A 24,305-nucleotide genomic window follows, 5' to 3' on the forward strand; every position below is an offset into this window, starting at 1 on the left:
TTCGGTCGCCGGAGCAGCGACAGATCGGCCCGGAAGCGCCGGGAGGTGGGCGGCCCGGGGGAGAGGAGCGCAGGTCGGAGCGGGGATGACGGACTGAAGGACCGGTCCGGGTGCCGTCTTCGTGACCTTGGCGCAATCAACTACCGCCTGTTGCACGTGCGTTGACAGTGCACGGGGGTGGCCGCACGATGCAACGCGGCATCAGCGGGCTACCGCTGGTTACCGCAGGTGGCAGTGGTCAGCGTGTTCGCCCCCCCCCGGCAGAAGGAGCGCCCGTGGTTCCCCGGCCCCCGTTCCCCGGCACCCCCCTCTCCCGGTCCACCGGCCCCGGCTCCGTGCCCGACGGTCCGCGCCACAGCGGTCCTTCGCGCCCCGGGTCCGCTGCTTCCGGACCGGCCCCCGGGCCCGCGCGCTCTGCCCCTGTACGTGGCGCGCCCGCCTGCCCGGAGTTCACCGGCCGCGATCGTGTCGTCGCGCTCTCGCCCTTCGAAGAACCGGGCGAGCGGATCGTTCTGGCGGCGGCCCGCGCGGGCGCCCTCGGCCTGCTGGATCTCGGCCGGGATGCCGGAGCGGCACGTGAGGCGCTGGCCCGGCTCGAAGGGGTTTCGTACGGTGTGCGGATACCGGTGGGGTGTCCGCTGGCGCCCGCCGAGCTGCCCGACGAGGTCGACACCGTGCTGCTCGCCGACGTGCGGGCGTGCGCAGCCCCCGTGCCGCTCGCTGTCGGCACCGCGACCGGGCGGCCGGCGGACTGGGCCGACGGCGGGCGGCGCCGGGTCTGGGCCGAGGTCACCAGCCCCGAGGAGGCCGCCGCGGCGTGTGCCGCCGGGGTCACCGCGCTCGTCGCCCGTGGCCATGAGTCGGGCGGCCGGGTGGGTGAACTCACCACCTGTGTTCTGCTCCAGCGCCTGCTGGCCGACCCGTCCGTGACCGTGCCCGTCCTCGCCGCCGGGGGCATCGGCCCGCACACCGCCGCCGCTGCCGTGGCCGGCGGGGCGGCCGGAGTGCTGCTCGACTCCCAGCTCGCGCTCACCACCGAGGGCGAGGAGCGGCTGCCCCGGGCGGTCGCCGCCGCGATCCGCGCCATGGACGGCAGCGAGACCACCCTCGTCGCGGGCCACCGGGTCCTCACCCGCCCGGACCTCCGCCCGCCCGCGGCCGGCGACGAAGCCGGGGAAGCGCAGGACGGGGGAGCGCAGGACGGGGAAGCGCAGGACGGGGAAGCGCAGGACGGGGAAGCGCAGGACGGGGGAGCGGAGCACGGGACCACCGGCCACGACCCTGGCCCCGACCCCGTCCGGATCGCCGCCCGACTAGGCGCCCGGGATCTGCGGACCCAGCTGCTCCCCATCGGCCAGGACGGTGCGTTCGCCGCCCGGCTCGCCGCGCGCCACCGCACCACCGGCGGCATCGTGCAGGCCGTACGGGCCGCCCTCACCGGCCATCTCGACGCCGCGGCGCGCCTCCGCCCGCTCGCTGCCCGCCCCGGCGCCCGCCATCTCCCGGTGGCCCAGGGGCCGATGACCCGGGTCAGCGACGAGGCCGCGTTCGCCGCGGCCGTGGCCGCCGACGGCGGGCTGCCCTTTCTCGCGCTCGCCGTCATGGACGGCGCACAGGTACGCCGACTGCTGGCCGAGACCGCCGAGCGGCTGGGCGAACGGCCCTGGGGCGTCGGCCTGCTCGGCTTCGCCCCGCCCGAACTCCGCCGGGAACAGCTCGCCGCGGTGGCCGAGTTCGCCCCCGAGTACGCCCTGATCGCCGGCGGCCGGCCTGCCCAGGCCGCGCCCCTCGAAGCCGCCGGGACCCGGACCTATCTCCATGTCCCGGCGCCCGGCCTGCTGGAGCGCTACCTCTCCGAAGGCGCCCGGCGGTTCGTCTTCGAAGGGCAGGAGTGCGGGGGCCACATCGGCCCCCGGGCCAGCTTCCCGCTGTGGGAGGAGCAGATCGAGCGGCTGACCGTGCATGCCCGTACACACGGCGGGACGGCCGAGGAGCTGGACGTACTTTTCGCGGGCGGTATCCACGACGCCCGTTCGGCCGCCATGGCCGCGGCCGCCGCCGCGCCGCTCGCCGAACTCGGCGCCCGTATCGGCGTCCTGATGGGCACCGCCTACCTCTTCACGGAGGAGGCCGTCGCCACCGGCGCCGTGCTCCCCGGCTTCCAGGACACCGCCCTGGCCTGCGACCGGACCGTACTGCTGCGGACCGCCCCGGGCCATGCCACGCGCTGCGCCGACACCGCCTACACCGAGGACTTCGCCGCGGCCGACCGGCGCCTGGCCGCCCACGGCACCGACCCCCGGGACCGCTGGGAGGAGCTGGAGCGGCGCAACCTCGGACGGCTGCGGATCGCGAGCAAGGGCCTGCGGCACACAGATGGCGGGCCGCCCGCGCCCGTGGGGGAGCGCGACCAGCGCCGGGAGGGCCTGTACATGCTGGGCCAGGCCGCCACCGCCCGCCACGCCACCACCACCGTCGCCGCGCTGCACACGGCCGTGACCGACGGAGCTACCGCCCGACTCGACCTGCGGGCAGCGGAGTTCCGGTCCCCGGCCGCGCAGCCGGACCGGGACACGGCGCCACTGGACATCGCCATCGTCGGCATGGCCTGCTGCTATCCCGGCGCTCCCGACGCGGCCCGCTACTGGTCCAATGTCGTCACCGGCGTCGACTCCGTCACCGAGGTGCCCGCCGACCGCTGGGACGCCGCCACCTACCACGACCCGGACCCCGCGCGCGCGGGCGAGCGCACCCCGTCGCGCTGGGGCGGCTTCCTGCCCGCGCTCCCCTTCGACGCCCTCGCCCACGGCATCCCCCCGGCCTCCCTCACCGGCATCGAACCGGTGCAGCTGCTCGCCCTCGACGCCGCCGCCAAAGCCCTCGCGGACGCCGGATACGCCGGCCGCGACTTCGACCGCGCCCGTACCAGCGTCGTGTTCGGCGCCGAGGCGGGCACCGAACTGGCCGGTGCCTACGGGCTGCGCGCCCTGCACCCGGCCTACCTCGGCGACCTGCCGCCCGCCCTCGACGCCGAACTGCCCCGGCTGACCGAGGACTCCTTCCCCGGCGTGCTCGCCAATGTCATCGCCGGACGCATCGCGAGCCGCCTCGACCTGGGCGGCGCCAACTGCACCGTGGACGCCGCCTGCGCCTCCTCGCTCGCCGCACTCGACCTGGCCTGCCGCCAACTGCGCGACCACGACGCCGATATGGCGCTGTGCGGCGGCGCCGATGTGCACAACGGCATCAACGACTACCTGATGTTCGCCTCCGTGCAGGCGCTGTCCCCCACCGGCCGCTGCCGCCCGTTCGACGCGGCGGCCGACGGGATCGCGCTCGGCGAGGGCGTCGGCTGTCTGGTCCTCAAACGCCTCGCGGACGCCGAACGGGACGGCGACCGGATCTACGCCGTCGTCAAGGCGGTCGGTACCTCCAGCGACGGGAGGTCCCTGGGGCTGACCGCACCACGGCCCGAGGGCCAGCGGCGGGCCCTGGAACGCGCCTACCACCGCGCCGGGATCAGCCCCGCCCAGGTCGGCCTCCTCGAAGCCCACGGCACCGGAACCGTCGTCGGCGACACCACCGAACTCGCCGTCCTCACCGAGCTGTTCGAGGCCGCGGGCGCGGACCCGGGCAGCTGTACGCTCGGCTCGGTCAAATCGCAGATCGGGCACACCAAATGCGCCGCCGGCCTGGCCGGACTGATCAAGGCCGCCCGTGCCGTGCACGCGGGAGTGCGGCCGCCGACCCTGCATCTGACCCGGCCGGCCGAGGCGGACACCGGCCCGTTCCGCTTCGACACCGGCCACGCCCGGCCCTGGCCGGTCCCCGTGGCACGCCGTATCGCGGGAGTGAGCGCCTTCGGCTTCGGCGGCACCAACTACCACGCCGTGCTCGCCGGTTACGACGGCGCCCCCGAACCCGCCCACGCCCTCACGGACTGGCCCGCCGAACTCTTCTGCTTCCGCGGCGCCGACCGGTCCGCCGCCGTACGCGCCATGGACCGTCTCACCGCCCGGCTGGCGGAGAACGACCAGGCCGGACGCCCGTGGCCGCTGCGCGACCTGGCCGCCGAGGCCGCGGCGGCGGACGGGCCGGTCCAGATCTGCGTGGTCGCCGAGGATCTCGACGATCTCGCCGCCAAGCTGGTCCCCGCCCGCCAGCTCACCGCCGCCGACGGCGTGTACCCGCGCACCCACGACGCCGACCCCGGCCGGCTCGCCTTCCTCTTCCCCGGCCAGGGCAGCCAGCGCACCGGCATGCTCGGTGAGTTGTTCCTCGCCTTCCCGGCGCTGCGCGGCCTCCTGGACGACGCCGATCCGGACTGCGTCGCGGCCATGTTCCCGCCCGCCGCCTTCACCCCCGAACACCGGGCCGCCCAGCAGGCCGCCCTCACCGACACCCGGGTCGCCCAGCCGGCGCTCGGCCTCGCCTCCGCCGCCGCACACCGGCTGCTCACCACCCTCGGAGTACGCCCCGACTGCACGGCGGGGCACTCGTACGGCGAGCTGACCGCCCTGTGGGCGGCGGGCGCCTACGACACCGAAGCGCTGCTCCGGCTCAGTGCGCGACGCGGCGAGGCGATCCTCTCGGCCGCCGGCGACGACCCCGGCGCGATGGCCGCCGTCGTGGCCGCGCCCGACCGGGTACGGGAGCTGACCCGTGACACCGGTGTCGTCGTTGCCAATCACAACGCACCCGAACAGAGCGTGATTTCCGGCCCCACGGACGCCGTGGAAGCGGCCGTGGCGGCGCTGCGCACGGCCGGCGCCGAGGCCCGCCGCCTGCCGGTCGCCTGTGCGTTCCACAGCCCGCAACTCGCCGCCGCCCGCGACACACTCGCCGCGGAACTGGCCGCGACCGAGGTGACCGCGCCCGCCCTCCCGGTCTGGTCCGGCGCCACCGCGCGCCCCTACGCCCGCGAGGCGTCCGCGGTGCGGGACACCCTGGCGGACCAGGTCGCCGCGCCGGTGCGCTTCGTGGACCAGATCGAGGACATGTACGCCGCCGGGGTCCGCACCTTCGTGGAAGCCGGACCCGGCCGGGTGCTCACCGGTCTCGTCGGGCAGATCCTCGGCGAACGTCCGCACACCTCGCTGGCGTTGGACGTACCGGGTGAGTCCGGACTGGCCCGGCTGCCGCACGTCCTGGCCCGGCTGGCCGCGGCCGGGGTCCCGGTCGACCCGGAGGCGTTGTTCCGCGGCCGTGCGCAACCACTGCCCGAGGCGCCGCCGCGCCGCCCGGGGTGGCTGGTGAACGGCCACACGGTGCGCACCGCCGACGGCGCCTGCCTGCCCGGCGGACTGCGCCCGGCCCGGCGGGTGGACAGCCGGGGGAGCGGGGAGGACGTGGTGCGGAGGGAGGGCGGGGAGCGTGCGGCGCTCGACGGGGGCCGCGTGGCTCCTGGCGGTGTCGCGGCTCGCGGTGGCGCGGTTCCCGGTGGCGCGGTTCCCGGTGGCGCGGTTCCCGGTGGCGCGGCTCCCGGTGGTGCCGCCCGGCACGATGTCGTGCTGGAGTATCTGCGCACCACACGGGAGTTGGTGGCGTCCCAACGGGATGTGGTGTTGCGGTACTTGGGGGAAACGGCCGCACCGTCCGTCCAGGTGGCCGAAGGCGCTTCGGTCCAGGAGTGGGCCGTACCGCCGTATGACGAAGCGGCTGCGGTCGGGGACGGAACCGTGGCCGCTGTCCCTGCCGACGCCACTGTCACGCCGCCGCCCGCCACCGGCCCGCGTCCCCTGAGTCCCGCCGAACTCCTGGAAGCCGTAAGGGAGATCATCCACCAGCGGACCGGATACCCCCACGAGATGCTCGACGCCGGGCTCGACCTGGAGGCGGACCTTTCGGTGGACTCCATCAAGCGCGTGGAGATCGTCGGCGCGCTGGCCGACCGGATCGGACTGCCGCAGGATCCGGACGGGGCCATGGAGTCGGCCGTGGAACAGCTCGCCCGGGTCAAGACCATCAGCGGCATCGTCGACTGGATCTCCGCCGCCCGCCCGGAGCCCCCACCAACGCCCGCCGAATCCGCGCCTGCGCCGGTCGCTCCGGCCCCACCGGCCCCATCGGCCGCCACGGTCGCTCCGGCCGCACCGGTGCCGCCCGCAATACCCACTCCTGCCCCCGCGACCCGCGACCCGCTCGCCCCGGAGGAGGAATCCGACCGCGGCCCGGTGCCGCTGCGTCCCACCCGCTCCCTGGTCCGGGTAACCCCGCTCGGTCCGCCCGCGGCCCGGCCGCCCGCCGAGGTGGTGGCGGGCAGTGACTTCGTCGTGGTGGAGGACGGCCAGGGTGTGGCGCTGGCTCTCACCGCCCTGCTGGAGAGCCATTGCGCACGGGTCCGCACCGTCCCCGCCGAGCGGTTGGTCCGGTGCGCCGCCGACGGGACCGGCGGCGTGGTGGACCTCAGCGCCCTGCGGGCGGGGCGCGGTGCCGTACTGCCGGGACAGTTCGAGGCATGGCGCGCCGCCCTGACCGGCGGGGTCCGCCGTCTGCTGCTGGCCACCGCGGCCGGTGGCACCTTCGGCCAGGACGCCACCGCGGACGCTCCCGACCCACTGCCCGGTGCCGGACTGCGCGGCTTCGCCCGTACGGCCGCCCTCGAATACCCCGACGTCCTGATCCGCGCCGTGGACCTCAACCCCAAGGACCGCCCCGAACGCATCGCCGCCCACCTCCTGGCCGAACTCTGCGCCCCCGGCGAACCGGTCGTCGTCGGCCGCACCAACGGCACCCGCACCACCCTGAGCACCGTCCCCGTACCCCTGCCGGACGACCGGACCGATCTCGGCAGGCCGTCGCTCGACGCCGGTTCCGTGGTGCTGCTGACCGGCGGGGCACGCGGTATCACCGCCCGTACGGCCCGCGCCCTGGCCCGCGCGCACGGGTGCCATATCGAACTCCTCGGCCGGACGCCCCTGATGGAGACCCCAGACGACCCGGCCCTCGCCGACGCCCATGACCGCATCGCGCTGCGCGCCGCGCTGCTCGCCCAAGGGCTGCGCCGGCCCGCCGAGATCGAGGCGGCCGCCGGTGCGGTCCTGGCCCGCCGCGAGATCGCCGCCACCCTCGCCGTCCTGGCCCCGTTCGCCGCCTCGGTGCGCTACCACGCGGCCGATGTCACCGACGAGGCCGCCGTACACGCCGTGGTGCGGGACATCCGGGCCCGGCACGGCCGCCTCGACGGGATCGTGCACGGCGCCGGTACCCTCGCGGACAAGCTGCTGCGCGACAAGGACCCGGCCTCGTTCGCCCGGGTCTTCGCCACCAAGGTCGACGGTGCCCGCCATCTGCTGTCCGCCGCCGATGACGACACCGGATTCCTTGTCCTCTTCGGCAGCGTCTCCGGGGTCTTCGGCAACCGAGGCCAGGCCGACTACGCCGCCGCCAACGACGCCCTGGACACCCTGGCCACGGCCTGGTCGGCGCGCACGTCCCGGCGCGTCCTGGCTGTCGACTGGGGCCCGTGGGCGGCCGAGGGCGGCGGCATGGTCACCCCCGAACTGGCGCGCACCTACGCCCGCCGGGGCATCCCGCTCCTGGACCCCGATGCCGCGGCCGCCGCCCTCCTGGACGAACTGGCCCACGGTACGGCGGCCCAGGTCGTGCTGGCGGCGGAGGCCGACGGGGAGGGGGCGGGCGATGAATGAGAGACCCGCCCGGCAGACCGCTCCCCGGCAGACCGGCCCCCGGCCCACGGACGCCGCGATCGTCGGCATGGGGGCGCTGTTCCCCGGCGCCGGGGATCTCGCCGCGTACTGGCGCAATCTGGTGGCCGGTACGGACTGCATCACCGACGTGCCACCCGGCCGCTGGGACCCGGAGATCTACTACGACCCGCACGCTGCCCAGGGTCCCGCCCGCAGCGACCGCTTCTACTGCCGCCGGGGCGGCTTCCTGACCGAACCGGCCGCCTTCGACCCCACCCGCTTCGGCATCATGCCCGCCGCCGTCCGGGGCGCCGAACCCGATCAACTGCTCGCCCTGCGCACCATCACCGACGCCATCGCCGACGCGGGCGGTGAAGAGCGGCTGCCCGCCGACCGCTCCCGTATCGGTGTCATCCTCGGCCGCGGCGGTTTCATGGGCGTCGCCACCGCCCGGCTCGACCAGCGGGTCCGTACGGCCCATCAGCTCGCCGTCACCCTGCGCGAACTCGCCCCGGAATTAGGCGAGTCGAGAATCGCCGCCGTACGGGAGGCCTTCCAGGCGAGCCTCGGCCCCGAACAGCCCGAGGCCTCCATCGGCCTGGTCCCCAGCTTCACCGCCGCCCGCACCGCCAACCGGCTGGACTTCCGCGGCCCCGCCTACACCCTCGACGCGGCCTGCGCCTCCTCCCTGCTGGCCGTGGCACAGGCCGCCGACCTGCTGGCCGCCGGCCGCTGCGACCTCATGGTCGCCGGAGCCGTGCACCACTGCCATATCGCCACGCTCTGGAGCGTCTTCACCCAACTGCGGGCGCTCAGCCCCACCCAGCACATCCGCCCCTTCGACCGCCGGGCCGACGGCACCCTGCTGTCCGAGGGCACCGGTGTCGTCCTCCTCAAACGCCTGGCCGACGCCGAGCGCGACGGCGACCGGGTGTACGCCGTCATCCGCGGGACGGGAGTGGCCGGGGACGGCCGCGCCGCCGGTCTGATGAGCCCGCGGCCGGAAGGCCAGATCAGTGCGCTGGAACAGGCCTGGTCCGGTGCCGGGCTGGACCCCGCAGACCCCGCCGCGCTCGGCCTGCTGGAGGCCCACGGCACCGGGACCCCGGTCGGCGACGGTGTCGAACTCGACACCCTGGCACGGGTGTTCGGCCCGCCCGGCGCCGGTATTCCGCCGGTCGGCCTGGGCTCGGTGAAGTCGATGCTCGGCCACACCATGCAGGCCGCCGGGATCGCCGGACTGATCAAGGCGGCACTCGCCATCCACCACCGCACGCTGCCGCCGACTCTGCATCTGGACGAGCCGCACGAGGGCCTGGCACGGACCCGGATGCGTCCGGTCACCGAGGCCGAGCCCTGGGACGCCGGACGGACACCGCTGCGCGCGGGCGTCAACGCCTTCGGCTTCGGCGGCATCAACGCCCACGCCGTCCTGGAGGAGGCGCCGGGCCGACGGACCCCGGCAGCGCCGCCCCCGCACCGGCCGCCCCCGCTGCGGACGGCCGAGCGGACGGTGCAGCGGACTGCGCTGCGGTCGGCGCAGCTCCGCACGGGCGAGGGGGCGGCCGAGGGGACGGCCCCGCAGATGGTCCAGCAGGCGGCCCGGCTCCGCGCGGCCGAGGGGGCGGCACAGCAGGCGGCCCCCCGGTCGGCCAGGCTCCGCGCGGCCGAGCCGGAGCGCGCCGTCCTGCTCGCCGCGGACACGCCCGCCCAACTGGCCGACGCCTTACGGGACATGGAGGCAGGCGGCGGTGCCCCGCCGGAGCTCGACGCCCCCGGGTACGACGACGGCCCCTGTCGGCTCGCCCTCCTCGACCCCACCCCGCAGCGCCGCGCCCTCGCCGCCAAGATCCTCGCCCGTGGCCTGCCCTGGCGGGGCCGGGGCGAGGTGTGGTTCACGCCGACCCCGTTCTTCGGCCCGTGCGCCCGGCAGGAGGGGGCGCGGCTGGCCTTCCTCTTCCCGGGGCTGGAGGCGGAGCCGCCGCCCCGTGTGGACGACACCGCCGACCTGCTGGCCCTGCCCCGGCCCGTGGTCTCCGGCGGCACCGGTCTGGTCGAACGCGCCGTGGACACCCTCGCCGTCGGCCGCCTGCTCGCCCGCGCCCTGGACGAACTGGGCCTCGCCCCCGACCTGTTGACCGGTCACAGCCTCGGCGAATGGACCGCCATGGTGGTCGGCGGCATGTATCCGCCCCAGGCCGTGGACGCCTTCCTCGACTCACTGCGGCCCGGCTCGCTCGCCGTACCCGACCTGGTCTACGCGGCCCTGGGCTGCGGCGCCCCGCAGGCGGCCGCCGCGCTCGCGGGCCTGGAAGGGATCGCGGTCAGCCATGACAACTGCCCGCACCAGTCGGTGATCTGCGGAGCGCCGGAGCCACTGGCCGAGGCCGTACGCAGACTCGCCGGCCAGGGCGTACGGGCCCAGGAGATGCCCTTCCGCTCCGGTTTCCACACCCCGATGTGGGCGCCCTACCTCCATCAGACCGGCACCGCCTTCGACGCCCTGCCGCTACGGGACCACCGGCTCCCCGTATGGTCGGCGACCGCCGCCGCCCCCTTCCCGGACGGCCCCTCCGCGATCCGCCGGCTCGTACTGCGGCACCTCCTGGAACCGGTCCGTTTCCAGGAGCTGACCAGACGGCTCTACGAGACGGGCGTCCGCGCCTTCGTCCAGGTAGGCGCCGGCAGCCTCACCGGCTTCGTCTCCGACACCCTCCACGGCCAGGACCATCTCGCCGTCACGGCAGCCGACCCCCGCCGCGACGGCCCCGCCCAACTCCGCAGACTGGCAGCAGCGTTGTGGACCGAGGGACTGAAACCACGGTGGGACCGGCTGACGGTCCCACCGCGCGGCTCGGACGTGGTGACGGCCGGTGCTGCGGACCGGGCTCCGGACCGGACCCCGGATCGCGCTACGGGCCGCACGGTGGCCCGGGCCAAGGGCATCGCTGTGGACCGTGCGCCGGGTCGCGTCGCGGTCCCGGAGGGAGCCGGTGCGACGCTCCGGCTCGACCTCGACTCGCCGCTGGTCCGCCTCGGTGGGGGGACGCCCGGTGTGCCGTTTTTCGCGCCTGCCGATCCACCCCCACCCCCCACCCCCACCCCCGCCCCCTCCCCCGAAGGGGGAGGAGGGGGAGGGGGCGGGGGAGCGCTGCCCTACCCCCGGCCGTCCGTTGTGGAGCCCGTCCAGCAGGCCCTCGACACGATCCTCGCCGAAACCCGGGCCGCCACCCGCACCGTCGCCACCGCGCTCGCCGCCGCAGACGCCCGCAGTACCGCCCCTCCCACACCCCGCGAGGTCTCCGCACCCCGCACCCTCGCTGCCGTCCCCAGCGCCGCCGCTCCCGCCACCCACATCACCCCACCCCCAACACCACCCCCAACAGCCACAACACCCCCCACCCCCCGCCAATCCCTCCGCCACCTCTCCCTGAAAACCCTCCCCTACGTCCGCGACCACTGCGTCTACCTCCAGCCCGACGGCTGGCCCGAGCCCGCTGACCGCTTCCCCGTTGTTCCCATGACCACGCTGCTGGAGCTTGCTGCCGAGGCGGCCCGGGAGGTGTGCCCCGGCGGGCTCGTCACCGGCTACTCCGCCGTACGGGCCCTGCGCTGGCTGGCTGTTGCGCCGCCCGTGGACCTGGCCGTCAGCGCCACCTCCGACGGGGATGGCCGGGTGCGGGTGAGTCTGGGGGACTACGCCGCCGTCACCGTCCACCTGGGGGCGCGGTACCCGGCTCCGCCGCCCCCCGACCCCGCGGGCCTGGCGGCGGGGCACCCGGCGCCGGTGAGTGCGGAGGCGCTCTACCGGGACCGGTGGATGTTTCACGGGCCCGCGTTCGCCGGGGTCCATGAGGTCCGCACGCTCGCCGCCGACGGTATCCGCGGCACGCTGCGTGCCCTGCCCGCGCCGGGTGCCCTGCTGGATGCCGCGGGGCAGCTCCTCGGCCACTGGATGCAGTTGAAGCTGAACGGTGACCGGCTGGTCTTTCCCGCGTCGCTGGACCGCGTACGGCTCTTCGGTCCGCCGCCCCGTGCGGGCGCGCTGCTGGCGGCCACCGCCCGGATCTGCGAGGTCAGGGCCGGTTCGGTGCGCGGCGAGGTGGAGCTGTGCGGTGCCGACGGCCGGGTGTGGGCGCGGCTGGAGGGCTGGACGTATAGACGCTTCGGTGCCGATGAGCGGGTGTGGCCGATGAAGTTCACTCCGGAGGTGTGCGGTATCGGGGAACCCCGGCCGGGTGGCTGGTGTCTGGCCCGGCGGCGCTGGTCGGACCCGGCGTCGCAGGAGCTGGTCATGCGCCGCTATCTGGGCGCGGCCGAGCGGGCCCGCTACGACGGGTGCGCGCCCCGCGCCCGCGCGCCCTGGCTGCTGGGCCGGATCGCGGCCAAGGACGCGGTGCGGGAACTGCTGTGGGAGTCGGGAGCCGGGCCGGTCTTCCCGGCCGAGATCCAGATCGGGAGCGACGGGCACGGCCGCCCCCGCGCCGAGGGGCCGCTCGCCCACGGCCTCCATCTCACGCTCGCCCACAAGGACCGGCTCGCCGTCGCCCTCGCCCACCGGGCGGGCCCGGTCGGGATCGATATCGAGCGGGTCACCGACGACCCGCAGGCCCTCGAACGGATCGCCCTCTCGCCGGCCGAACGCCGCCTGGCGGACGACCTCCACGCACGACATGCGCCCGGGCACACCGGCCGCGCCTACTGGCTCACCGCACTGTGGTGCGCCAAGCAGGCCGCCGCGAAGGCAGCCGGCAACGGCCCGGGCCGCCGTCCGCTGGAGTGGGTCGTGACGCCCGCACCGGGCGGCGCGGTCCGGGTGGTCTCCCCGGACGGCCGGCCCCACCTCGTCCACCTCGACTCCGTCGACGACCTGTCCGGGCGCCATGTCGTCGCCTGGACCGGGCCGCGGCCCGAGGACCGTACGGGCACCGACACCCTCACTCCCACGGAGGCCACCCATGGCAGCTGACCCGCTCCCCGAGCGCACCCGGACGATCCTGGCCGAGATCACCGACATGCTGGTGAGCGTCGTCGGCGACGAACTCCTCGTCGTGGGTGAGATCACCTGCGCCACCACCTTCAATGACGATCTGGCCCTGGAGAGCATCGAGTTCGTCGCGCTGGCCGAACTGCTGCAGCAGCGCTACGGCCCCTCGGTGGACTTCCTCGGACTGCTCGCGGAGAAGGACATCGACCAGATCCTGGCCATGACGGTCGGTGAACTCGCCGCCCATATCGACCGGGTCACCGTCGCCGACCAGGCCTGCGCGAGCTGACCGCGCCATGGCCCTCACACCCGCGGGCGGGCTGCGCCTGCACACCCAGCGGCTGCCGGGCCACGGCGGCCCCCGGCCCGGCGGCCCCACCGTCGTCTTTCTCCACGGGCTGGTGATGGACAACCTGTCGAGCTTTTACTGCACTCTCGCGGGCCCCGTTTCCCGCGCCGGACACGACGTGCTCCTGTACGACCAGCGGGGGCACGGCCGCAGTGACCGCCCGCCCACCGGCTACGACCGGGCCACCTCGGTGGCCGATCTCATCGCCCTGCTCGGCTCCCTGGGCCTCGACCGCAGCCCGGTCCATCTCGTCGGCAACAGCTACGGCGGCGCGCTGGCGCTGCACACCGCCCTCGTCCGGCCCGATCTCGTCGCCTCCGTCGTCCTGATCGACGCCCATCTGACCGGGGACTGGATCGAGGACATGACCGACACCCTCTCCGTCGCGGCCCTCGGACTTGAACACCGGGCCCTGGCAGGGCAGTTGGCCGCCCTTGGGCGGCGCAAGGAGGCCCGGCTGACCGCCGCCGCCGACGCGCTGCTCAACCACACCACCGTCATCGAGGACATCGCGGCCGATGCGCCCTTCACCTCCCGCGACTTCGCCCGGCTGCGGTGCCCGGTCCTCGCCGTCTATGGGCAGCATTCCGAACTCTTGCCTGGCGCACGGGAGTTGGCGCTGAGCGCGCCGGACTGCGAACTCTGTGTGCTGCCCGGGGTGGGGCACACCGTACTCAACGAGGCCACCGAGGGGCTGTGCGACGCGCTGCTGGGCCGCCTCGGCGCACCGGCCGGGGCGGTGGCCCGATGAGAGTGCTGTTCGTCGTCCCGCCGCTGGCCGGGCATGTCAACCCCACCGTCGCCGTCGCCGCCGAACTCACCGCCCGAGGCCACCAGGTCGCCTGGACCGGCCCGGCCGCGGCCCTGACCCCGCTGCTCCCCACGGGCTCCATGCTGTACCCGGCGGGGGACCGGGACGCGGCCGGCGGTCAGGAGCTGGGCGGTGCGCGATGGCGCGATCTGCGGGGCATCGCCGCCCTGCGCTTCCTCTGGGCGGAGGCCCTCATCCCGCTCGCCCGCGCGATGCTGCCCGGTGTGCACGCCGCCGTCGAAGCCTTCCGGCCCGACGTCCTGGTGACCGACCAACAGGCTCTCGCCGGGCCCGTGGTGGCCCGTCGGCACGGCCTGCCCTGGGCGACCTCGGCGACCACCTCGGCCGAGATCGTCCGGCCGTTCGACGACTTCCCGAAGGTGGGGGAGTGGGTGAGCCAGCGCATCGCGGCACTGCTCGCCGAGTGCGGCGCCCCCGGCGGCTGGGACCCGCGCTTCTCCCCGCACCTCGTCCTGGTCTTCTCCACCCCCGCACTCATCGGTGACGACGGCCCGGAGCGGTCCGCGGCGCACACCTTGAACGGCGGACCCGGCGGCGTCGCCGGGCGATACCCGCCGCATCACGCGTTCGTCGGCCCGGCCTTCGGCGCCCGCCCGGCCGGTGGCGACTTCCCGTGGCGCCGGCTCGACCCCGGCCGCGCCCGGGTACTCGTCTCGCTGGGCACCCTCAACCGCGCGGCGGGCGCCCGCTTCTACCCCGCGGTGCTGCGCGCCGCGGACGCCCTCGCGGACCGGGCCCAGCTGATCCTGGCCGCCCCGGCCGACCTCGCCGGCGACATTCCGCCGCACATGCTGCACCAGGAGTACGTCCCCCAGCTCCAGCTGCTGCCGCACCTCGACGCGGTGCTGTGCCACGGCGGCCACAACACCGTGTGCGAGGCGCTCGCGTACGGGCTGCCGCTGGTGGTGGCACCCGTACGCGACGACCAGCCGATCGTCGCCCGCCAGGTGGCCGAGGCCGGGGCGGGGGTGCGGGTGCGCTTCGGCCGCGCGCGGGCGGACGAGCTGCACCAGGCCCTGTCCGCCGTACTGGACGACCCGGCACACCGCCGTGCGGCCCGCCGTGTCCAGGCGTCCTTCGCCGCGGCGGGCGGCGCCGCCACCGCGGCCGACCGCCTGGAGAAACTGCGGCCCGGACCGCGCCCCGGCCCGGCCGCACCCGGCACCGCCCCGACCGACAACGAGAAGGGACCGTGAGCCACATGACGCGAGCGCACCGTTCGGGACACCGCACGCGATGGGCGGCGGCCGTCGCCGTGACGGCCCTGGGGGCGGGTACCGTACGCGCCCGCCGCAGGCTCGCCGCGCTGCCCGTGCTCGATCCCGCCGGACCGCACGACACCGCGCGGCCCCCGCTGACCGGCTGGCAGCTGATCACCGCGCCCGGTGTCGTGGCCGACGAGGCGACCCTGCGCGCCGCGGTCGCGCACGCCACCCGCGAAGGGCTGCGCGTCGTGGACCTGATCCCGGCCCACCTCGACGCCGAGAGCGTCCTCGGTCTGCTCCGGCTGCTCGACCCGGCCGCCCACCGCACGGACCGGTGCGCGCCGGGCCACGGCGCGGGCCACGCCCTGCTGGTGGCCGACGACCTCCACCAACGGGCCGGGCTCGACACCGAGCCGCCGCCGCAGTCGGTGGCCGGCCTGATCCGCCTCCTGCGCACCCTCAAGGAGTACGCCCCGGACGCCACCGGCTGGGCCATCGCCCCCGGCCTGCGGTCGCCGCACCCCGACCCGGCCCGGCGCGCCGAGGAGCTGCGCGCCCGGGGCCTGCCGCCGGGCCTGCTGTCCGCCGCCCAGCTGGCAGGTCTGGCGCTGCTGGTCAAGTGTGCGCTCTCGGAGCCGCGTTGGGGCGCGGCGGCGGCCGCCCTGTACTGGCTTCAGCCCGCCGCCGTGCTGAGCCCGGCCCGCGGCCTGCGCCCGGCCGGCCTGGCCCGCGCCACCGCGTCCCGTCCGCTGCGCTCCCTGTCCGCCGCGCTGCGCACCCTGGCCACCCCGCCCGCCGAGCAGCCCCGGTCCGCCGCCCCGGCGCGCCACGCCGCGTACACCGCCGAGCTCGCCGCCGGCATTGACCGGTTCTTCGAACCGCGCCGCACCGACTGCCCCTGGTGCTCGGCTCCCGACCCCGTCGTACGGGTCCGGATGCCCGATCTGCTCCAGGGCAAGCCCGGCCGCTTCACCCTGGAGGAGTGCCGCCACTGCGGCCATGTCTTCCAGAACCCCCGGCTCACCCCGGACGGACTCGACTTCTACTACCGCGACTTCTACGAAGGGCTCGGCGGCGAGGGCGCCTCCCTGGTCCTCGGCCGGATGACCGCCACCTACCGCGACCGCGCCGAGCTGCTCCGGCCCTTCACCACCCCCACGGCCTGGCTCGACGTCGGCACCGCAGGCGGGCACTTCTGCAATGTCGCCCGCGGCGTCTGGCCCGACACCCGCTTCGACGGGCTGGACATGGGCGAAGGGGTCCGCGAGGCCGAACGGCGGGGCTGGATCGACACCGGCTACCAGGGCCAGTTCCCCGAGCTCGCCGACCGGCTCGCCGGCCGCTACGACACCGTCAGCATGCACCACTACCTCGAACACACCCGGGACCCGTTCGCCGAACTCGACGCGGCCGTCAAGGTCCTGGCCCCCGGCGGCCATCTGCTGATCGAACTCCCCGACCCCGAGTCCCGGATCGCCCGGCTGCTCGGCCGCTACTGGCTGCCCTGGTTCCAGCCCCAGCACCAGCACCTGATGCCGGCCGGCAACCTCAAACAGGCCCTGGAGACCCGGGGCTTCACCGTCCTCGCCGAGCAGCACGGCCCCGCCCACCAGAACAACGCCGACTTCCTCGGCGCCGTCGCCCTCGCCGCGAACGGGGTCGTCCCCGACCCGCTCGCCCCCTGGGCCACCGTCCGCCCCACCCGCGCCCGCCGCGCCGCCCGAAGTGCCATACAGGCCATGGCCGTTCCCTGCTATGCCGCCGCCCTCGCAGTCGACAACCTGCGCACCGCGGTCGCACGGGCCACCGACGGCGGCAACGCCTACCGGCTGCTCGCCCGCAAAGAGCTGGGATGAACACGGTGGACCTGGCCCGCCGCGTGACCGCTGACCCCCTGGTGCGGCTGCTCGCCCACGGATTCGCGACGGAGTACCACCGCCCGCCCGAAGCGGTGTGGCGGGCGCCGTACGCCTTCCGGCTCACCCCGCCCGCCGCGCCGCCCGGCACCGGTACGGCGCCCCGTACCGGCTGGGTCGCGGCGGCCAACTGGCATGTCGCCGCGGCCGTCGCCCCGCGCGACGACGGCATGCTGCGCTGCGGCTCACTCCACCACCCGGCCGAGACCGCCGAACTCCCGCTCACCGGACCGGCCGGCCACGCCCCCGGCTGGGCGGCCCGCCCGTACGCCGCGCTGCGCACACTCGCCGCCGCGGGCATCGGCCCGGGCGGCGCCGACCTCTACCTGAACGCCACCCTGCCGGACGCCGTGGGGCTGTCCGGCGCCGAGCCGCTGGAGTGCGCGGCCGCGCTGGCGGTCGCTTCCGCGCACGCCGACCGGGGCGGCTGCCCGCCGGCCCGCGCACAGCTGGCGCGGCTGCTGGCCGCCGGAGTCCCCGGCGACGACGCGCTGCGCCGGGCCGTGTTCTTCGCCCGGCCCGGCCGGCTGCTCGCGCCCGACGGCAGCTGCCGGCCGCTGCGCGCCCCGGACGGGGGCCCGCAGCCGAGCCTGCTGCTGGTGACGGCCCGCCGTGCCACCGGCGGCGCCACGGCCACCGCCACCGCGCTCGCCACCGCGGTCCACGACGCCCTGCGCGCCGGCGCCTGGTCCGCCTCGTGGCCCGGACAGCGGCCGGGCCGCAGCGTGCTGCTGCTGATGCCGCCCGACCGGCGTGCGGCGGTCCGGGCCGCGGTGGCCGAGGCCTGCCGCCGCGGCGAGGTGCCCGTACCGCGCTTTCTGCGGATCGCCGTCGCGGACGCGGCCCGGCGCGAGGACTGAACACCCCCCACCCGTCCCTCACCCCCCGGACAAGGAGCTGAGAACCTGATGAGACGCAGAGCGATCCGCCTGCGCAGGGCGGTCGTGGCGACACTCGGCACGCTCGGCCTGCTCGCCGTCGCCTCCGCGGCGGACGCCCGGACCGTCCGGTCCGCGCTGCCGTCCTACGACCATGTCGTGATCGTGGTCTTCGAGAACAAGCAGTACGGCGAGATCATCGGCAACGCCCAGGCGCCCTACCTCAACCAACTCGCCCAGGACGGCGCCGAGCTGACCGGCATGAAGGCCCTCACCCACCCCAGCCAGCCGAACTACTTCAACCTCTTCTCCGGCGCCACCCAGGGCGTCACCGGCGACGGCTGCTACACCGCGCAGTCGATGTCCGCCCCCAACCTCGGCCAGGAACTGATCGCGGCCGGCAAGACCTTCGCCAGCTACAACGAGGGACTGCCGGACGAGGGCTCCACCACCTGCTCCAGCGGCCGCTACGCGCAGAAGCACAACCCCTGGTTCGCCTTCAAGAACGTCCCGGTGACCACCGGCAAGACCTTCGACCGGTTCCCCAAGGACGACTTCACAAAGCTGCCGACGCTGTCCTTCGTCATCCCGGACATGTGCAACGACATGCACGACTGCGCGGTCGGCAGCGGCGACACCTGGCTCAGGAACAACCTCGACTCCTACGCCCGGTGGGCCAAGGACCACAACAGCCTGCTGATGGTGACCTGGGACGAGGACAACTACCTCGGCTCCAACCGGATCGCGACCGTCTTCCACGGCGCCCATGTCAAGCGCGGTGCGGTGAGCGGCGACTACAACCACTTCAGCCTGCTGCGGACCTTCGAGGACATGTACGGCACCGGCCACGCGGGCAACGCCGCCACCGCCACTCCCGTCACCGGGGTGTTCGACACCGGCGGCACCGAACCGCCCGGCGACGACCTCACGCTCACCACCCCCGGCCCGCAGACCTGCCGCTTCGCCCAGTCCTGCACCGTCCAGCTGACCGCCACCGGCGGCACACCCCCGCTCACCTACCGCGCCACCGGCCTGCCCCTGGGCCTGACCCTCGACGCCGCCAACGGCCGTATCACCGGCAGACCCTGGCAGACCGGCACCCTCCCGGCCACCGTCACCGCCACCGACGCCAGGGGCACCACCGCCACCGCCGGCTTCCCGCTCACCGTCAACTGGTTCTGACGGCATACCGATTGGCGCCGAACCGCCACGAAACCACCGGCCTGGCGCCGCGGACGCCGCGCCGGGAGCAGGGGGTGCAGCGAAGATCGACTCCTGCGCGGAGAGAAGCGGAAGGAGCCGGTACGTTCTGGTGGCAACCGGAGCCGGGCGGACGATCGCCGCTGTGCGATCGCCGCCCGGCTCGTCATCGTCACCACAAGAAGGCAAGTTCTTGGCTCCTCACCGCCTCCACCGCCTCATACCGGCGTCCCTCGCTCTGACGACCGTGTGCGCGGCCCTGCCGGCCACGACGGCATACGCCGCGGACACCCCGCCCACCCCGCATCTGGACGCCATCGAAAGATCGCTCCGCGACACCTCCCCCGGCCTCGAAGGCTCCGTGTGGGAGCGCACCGACGGCAACCGGCTCGACGCCCCGGACGGCGACCCGGCCGGCTGGCTGCTCCAGACGCCCGGCTGCTGGGGCGACGCCCACTGCAAGGACCGTGCGGGCACCCGGCAGCTGCTCGACAAGATGACCCGCAACATCGCCGCCGCGCGGGACACCGTGGACATCTCCTCACTGGCCCCGTTCCCCAACGGAGGCTTCGAGGACGCCGTCGTCGCCGGCCTCAAGAAGTCCGTCGCGGCGGGGCACTCCCCGCGGGTGCGCATCCTGGTCGGCGCCGCCCCGATCTACCACCTCAATGTGGTGCCGTCCCGCTACCGCGACGACCTGATCGGCAAGCTCGGGCCGGCGGCCGGCAAGGTCACACTCAACGTCGCCTCGATGACCACGTCCAAGACGTCGCTGTCCTGGAATCACTCCAAGCTCCTTGTGGTCGACGGGAAGACGGCCATCACGGGCGGGATCAACGGCTGGAAGGACGACTACCTCGACACCGACCACCCGGTGTCGGACGTCGACATGGCGCTCAGCGGGCCCGCCGCCCGCTCGGCCGGGAAGTACCTCGACACGCTGTGGGACTGGACCTGCCGCAACGCCACCGACCCCGCCAAGGTCTGGCTCGCCACCTCGAACGGTGCCTCCTGCATGCCGTCCCTGGAGAAGGACCGCGCCGCCGTCCCCGCCGAACCGGCCGGTGACGTCCCCGTCATCGCCGTCGGCGGTCTCGGCGTGGGCATCAAGGAGTCCGACCCCTCCTCGGGCTACCACCCCGACCTGCCCACGGCCCCCGACACCAAGTGCACCGTCGGACTGCCCGACCACACCAACCACGACCGCGACTACGACACGGTCAACCCCGAGGAGAACGCGCTGCGTTCGCTCATCGGCAGCGCCCGGAAGCACATCGAGATCTCCCAGCAGGACCTCAACGGCACCTGCCCGCCGCTGCCGCGCTACGACATCCGGACCTACGACACCCTCGCGGGCAAGCTGGCCGCCGGGGTGAAGGTCCGCATCGTCGTCAGCGACCCCGCCAACCGCGGAGCCGTCGGCAGCGGGGGCTACTCGCAGATCAAGTCCCTGGACGAGATCAGCGACACCCTGCGCAAGCGGCTCGTCGCCCTCACCGGCGACAACGAGAAGGCGTCCCGGGCGATGTGCGGAAACCTCCAGCTCGCCTCGTTCCGCAGCTCGGACCAGGCCACCTGGGCCGACGGCAAGCCCTACGCGCTGCACCACAAGCTGGTGTCGGTGGACGACTCGGCGTTCTACATCGGCTCCAAGAACCTCTACCCGGCCTGGCTCCAGGACTTCGGCTACATCGTCGAGAGCCCGGCCGCGGCCAAGCAGCTCAAGACCGAACTGCTCGACCCGGAGTGGAAGTACTCGCAGGCGGCGGCATCGACCCCGGCCGGCTGCTCCGGCGCCGGGACGGGCTGACCTGCAGGGCGGGAGGGACCGGCAGGACCCGCCCGGATGACCCCGGGCACCGCCCCTGACCGGCGCCCGTGAACGACTGAGGCCACCCCCGTCACATGGGGGTGGCCTCAGTCGTCCGGTGCCCGCCGTGGCCGGGCCCGGATGCCGTCAGCGGCGCCGCACCAGCGGGAACGGCAGCGTCTCGCGGATCGACAGACCGGTCAGGAACATGATCAGCCGGTCCACGCCGATCCCCAGACCACCGGTCGGCGGCATCGCGTACTCCAGAGCCTGGAGGAAGTCCTCGTCCAGCTCCATCGCCTCCGGGTCACCGCCCGCCGCCAGCAGCGACTGGGCGGTGAGCCGCCGGCGCTGCTCGACCGGGTCGGTCAGCTCCGAATAGGCGGTACCCAGCTCGGTGCCGAACGCGACCAGGTCCCAGCGCTCGGCCAGCCGCGGGTCCTTGCGGTGCTGCCGGGTCAGCGGCGACACATCGGTCGGGAAGTCCTTGTAGAACGTGGGGAGCTGGGTCTTCTCCTCCACCAGACGCTCATACATCTCCAGCACGATGTCGCCCCGGCCCATGTCCGGCTTCACCGGCACCGCCGCGGTATGGCACAGGCGGCGCAGCCGGTCCGGCGCGGTGTCCGCGTCGACCGCCTCACCGAGCGCCTCCGAGATCGCGCCGTAGACGGTCTTGACCGGCCAGATCCCCGAGATGTCGTGCTCGACGAGCTTGCCCCTCTCGTCCGCCTTGCGGGCGGTGGCGCTGCCGAACGCGGCGATCGCCGCACTCTGGATCAGCTCCCGGGTCAGGTCCAGCATCACGTCGTAGTCGGCGAACGCCTGGTACGCCTCCAGCATCGTGAACTCGGGGTTGTGCTTGTAGGAGATGCCCTCGTTACGGAACGTCCGCCCCATCTCGAAGACCTTCTCCATACCGCCCACACACAGCCGCTTGAGATACAGCTCCGGCGCGATCCGCAGATACAGATCGAGGTCGTAGGCGTTGATATGGGTGTGGAACGGGCGGGCGTTGGCGCCGCCGTGGATCTGCTGGAGCATCGGCGTCTCGACCTCGAGATAGCCGCGCTCGATCAGCCCCTGGCGCAGCGCCTGCACGGCCGTGCTGCGCGCCCGCAGGTTGTCCCGCGCGTCCGTCGAGACCACCAGGTCCACATACCGCTGGCGGACCTTGGCCTCCGGGTCGGACAGCCCGCGCCGCTTGTCGGGCAGCGGCCGCAGACACTTGGCCGTCAGCCGCCACCCGGTGACGAACACGGTCAGCTCACCGCGGTCACTGGTGCCGACCTCGCCCTCCGCCTCGACATGGTCACCGAGGTCGATGTCCGAGCCGAAGCGGTCCAGCAGTTCCTTGCCGCTGCCGTCCCGGGTCAGCGCGATCTGGAGATCGCCGGACCAGTCGCGCAGCACCGCGAAGAGCACCCCGCCGTGGTCACGGGTGAGCAGCACCCGCCCGGCGACGCTGACGGACTTGCCGCTGCGCGTAGCGGGCGTGAGGTCCGGGTACGCGTCGCGGACCTCGCCCAGGGTGTGCGTACGCTGCACGCCCACCGGATACGGGTCGGTGCCGGCCTCCCGCAGCCGCTCCAGCTTGAGGTGGCGCACCCGCACCTGCTCGGGCAGCGCGGCCAGCTCCTGCGCGTGCTGCTCCTCCTCGGTGGACGGCGCCGCCTTGACCAGCCCGAGTTCGTCCAGCGAGGGCAGACCGGCGGTGCTCGCCGGGGCCAGCACCCGCTTCTTGTGGCCCTTGCCCCACAGCGCGCCCAGGCTCGGTACGTCGACGAAGCCCTCGGCGATCCCCGAGCCCAGCGCGATCCGGGCCAGCGCACCGGCGTCCGCGTAACACAGGAACCGCGGATACCACTCCGGGTTGTACTTCGCGTTGGAGCGGTAGAGCGCCTCCAGCTGCCACCACTTGGAGAAGAACAGCAGCAGCCGGCGCCAGACCTTCAGCACCGGGCCGGCCCCGATCCGGGCGCCCTCCTCGAAGGCGGACCGGAACACCGCGAAGTTCAGCGAGATCCGGCGCACGCCCATCGCCCCGGCCTGGGCGCACAGCTGGGCCACCATGAACTCCATGACGCCGTTGGGCGCGGAGCGGTCGCGGCGCATCACGTCCAGCGAGATGCCGTCCGTGCCCCAGGGGACGAACGACAGCAGCGCGATCATGTTGCCCTGGCCGTCGAACGCCTCGGCCAGCAGGCACTCCCCGTCCGCGGGGTCGCCCAGCCGGTCCAGCGCCATCGAGAAGCCGCGCTCGGTCTCGGTGTCCCGCCAGGCGTCCGCCCGGTGGATGACCTCCTGCATCTCCTCGTCGGTCAGTGCGGAGTGCCGCCGTACGCGGAAGGTCGCACCGGTCCGCTCGACGCGGTTGACGGCCTGGCGGGTCACCCGCATCTCCCGGCCGGCCAGGTCGAAGTCCTTGACGTGCAGGATCGCCTCGTCCCCGAGCTGGAGCGCGTTCAGACCGCTGCGGGCGAACGCCTTGGCGCCGTCCTCGCTCGCGCCCATGACGGCCGGCTGCCAGCCGTACCGCACGGCGACCTCCAGCCACGCCTCGATGGCCTGGGTCCAGGCCTCACGGTCACCGACCGGGTCACCGCTGGCCAGGCAGACCCCGGCCTCGACGCGGTAGGTGACGGCGGCCTTGCCGCTGGGGGAGAAGACCACGGCCTTGTCGCGGCGGGAGGCGAAGTAGCCGAGCGAGTCCTGGCTGCCGTAGCGGTCCAGCAGCGCCCGGATGCGGTCCTCCTCGTCACCGTGCAGCGCGGCCTCCATCCGCTGCGAACGGAACAGCGTGGCCGCCGCGTTCAGCAGCGCCAGCGCACCGAGCAGACCGAGGACGGCACTGATCCAGTGCGGCGGATGGCCCTCGACGAGATGGCCGCCGACCAGCCCGCCGCAGACCCGGTTGGCCGTCCACAGCAGCCGGTTGGCGCCGCCGGCCTCCAGGGTGCCCGGGGCCAGCGACACCAGTCCCCAGCCGATCAGCACCGCCGCCACGAGCCCGCCGACGAGCACCAGGATGGCGCGCAGGAACGCACCGCGCCGGGTGATCGCATAGAACTCGCGGTGCGAGACGAGCAGCAGTACCAGCGCCCCGGTACACAGCACCAGGGAGAACGAGAACTCCCAGAGCCGGTACACCAGGAACAGTGCGTCGGCCAGGATGACCAGCACCATGTAGGCCACCACGAACCACAGCGCCACCCGTTTCCGGGCGGTCATCGCCGCGCCCAGAAGGAAGAGGAAGGCCGCATAGGCGAAGTTCGGTGCCACCGGGATGGTGAGGGTGTCCAGCCAGTAGATCACCGGCTGGAGTCCGCGCCGGAGCGGCCCGATCAGCGCCGTCAGGGCACAAAAGAGCCCCAATACGCTGAAGATGATGGCGAAGCCATTGGGGACCCGGCGCCGGAAGCGCCGCCACCCCGTGAGTTGATCCTGGTCCTGCACGGTGCTCATTCCGTCACACTAGG

Annotated in this window: 10 protein-coding genes; 9 read left to right on the forward strand and 1 reads right to left on the reverse strand. The window is 74.4% G+C overall.

Going from position 1 to position 24,305, the window contains the following annotated elements; all coding sequences use genetic code 11:
- Positions 1-275 precede the first annotated feature (275 nt).
- The 9 genes from QT196_RS34240 to QT196_RS34280 all read left to right on the forward strand — a co-directional run bounded on the left by QT196_RS34240 (position 276) and on the right by QT196_RS34280 (position 20,826).
- Positions 276-7,649, forward strand: coding sequence for a type I polyketide synthase (locus QT196_RS34240; protein WP_290356323.1), 7,374 nt, complete (start codon positions 276-278; stop codon positions 7,647-7,649).
- Positions 7,642-12,618, forward strand: a complete 4,977-nt coding sequence (locus QT196_RS34245; RefSeq protein ID WP_356948491.1) for a beta-ketoacyl synthase N-terminal-like domain-containing protein — start codon at positions 7,642-7,644, stop codon at positions 12,616-12,618. The genes QT196_RS34240 and QT196_RS34245 overlap by 8 nt, the downstream gene beginning before the upstream one ends.
- Complete coding sequence (locus tag QT196_RS34250) at positions 12,608-12,925, forward strand: acyl carrier protein (RefSeq protein WP_168482554.1); 318 nt, start codon at positions 12,608-12,610, stop codon at positions 12,923-12,925. Before QT196_RS34245 ends, QT196_RS34250 begins: the two co-directional genes overlap by 11 nt.
- A gap of 7 nt (positions 12,926-12,932) precedes the next feature.
- Positions 12,933-13,736 carry an alpha/beta fold hydrolase gene (locus tag QT196_RS34255; RefSeq protein ID WP_168482555.1) on the forward strand — a complete coding sequence of 268 codons (804 nt, stop codon included), beginning with the start codon at positions 12,933-12,935 and terminating at the stop codon, positions 13,734-13,736.
- Positions 13,737-13,738: 2 nt separating this feature from the next.
- On the forward strand, positions 13,739-15,013 hold the full coding sequence (locus tag QT196_RS34260; protein WP_290356787.1) for a glycosyltransferase: 1,275 nt from the start codon (positions 13,739-13,741) through the stop codon (positions 15,011-15,013).
- 5 nt (positions 15,014-15,018) lie between these two features.
- Positions 15,019-16,878, forward strand: coding sequence for a class I SAM-dependent methyltransferase (locus QT196_RS34265; RefSeq protein ID WP_290356324.1), 1,860 nt, complete (start codon positions 15,019-15,021; stop codon positions 16,876-16,878).
- Positions 16,875-17,798 (forward strand): galactokinase, encoded by a 924-nt coding sequence (locus tag QT196_RS34270; protein ID WP_266732523.1) that lies wholly within the window; start codon positions 16,875-16,877, stop codon positions 17,796-17,798. The genes QT196_RS34265 and QT196_RS34270 overlap by 4 nt, the downstream gene beginning before the upstream one ends.
- 48 nt (positions 17,799-17,846) lie before the next feature.
- Entirely contained in the window at positions 17,847-18,998 is a 1,152-nt protein-coding gene (locus QT196_RS34275) for an alkaline phosphatase family protein (protein ID WP_266732525.1), read from the forward strand.
- A gap of 211 nt (positions 18,999-19,209) precedes the next feature.
- Positions 19,210-20,826, forward strand: a complete 1,617-nt coding sequence (locus QT196_RS34280; RefSeq protein WP_248001439.1) for a phospholipase D-like domain-containing protein — start codon at positions 19,210-19,212, stop codon at positions 20,824-20,826.
- A 147-nt stretch (positions 20,827-20,973) separates the two neighbouring features.
- On the opposite strand, the gene lysX is transcribed toward QT196_RS34280, so the two are convergent.
- Positions 20,974-24,291 carry a bifunctional lysylphosphatidylglycerol synthetase/lysine--tRNA ligase LysX gene (lysX, locus tag QT196_RS34285; protein WP_266732528.1) on the reverse strand — a complete coding sequence of 1,106 codons (3,318 nt, stop codon included), beginning with the start codon at positions 24,289-24,291 and terminating at the stop codon, positions 20,974-20,976.
- Positions 24,292-24,305 lie beyond the last annotated feature (14 nt).

This window comes from Streptomyces sp. P9-2B-2 (assembly GCF_030406865.1).
Classification (GTDB): domain Bacteria; phylum Actinomycetota; class Actinomycetes; order Streptomycetales; family Streptomycetaceae; genus Streptomyces; species Streptomyces platensis.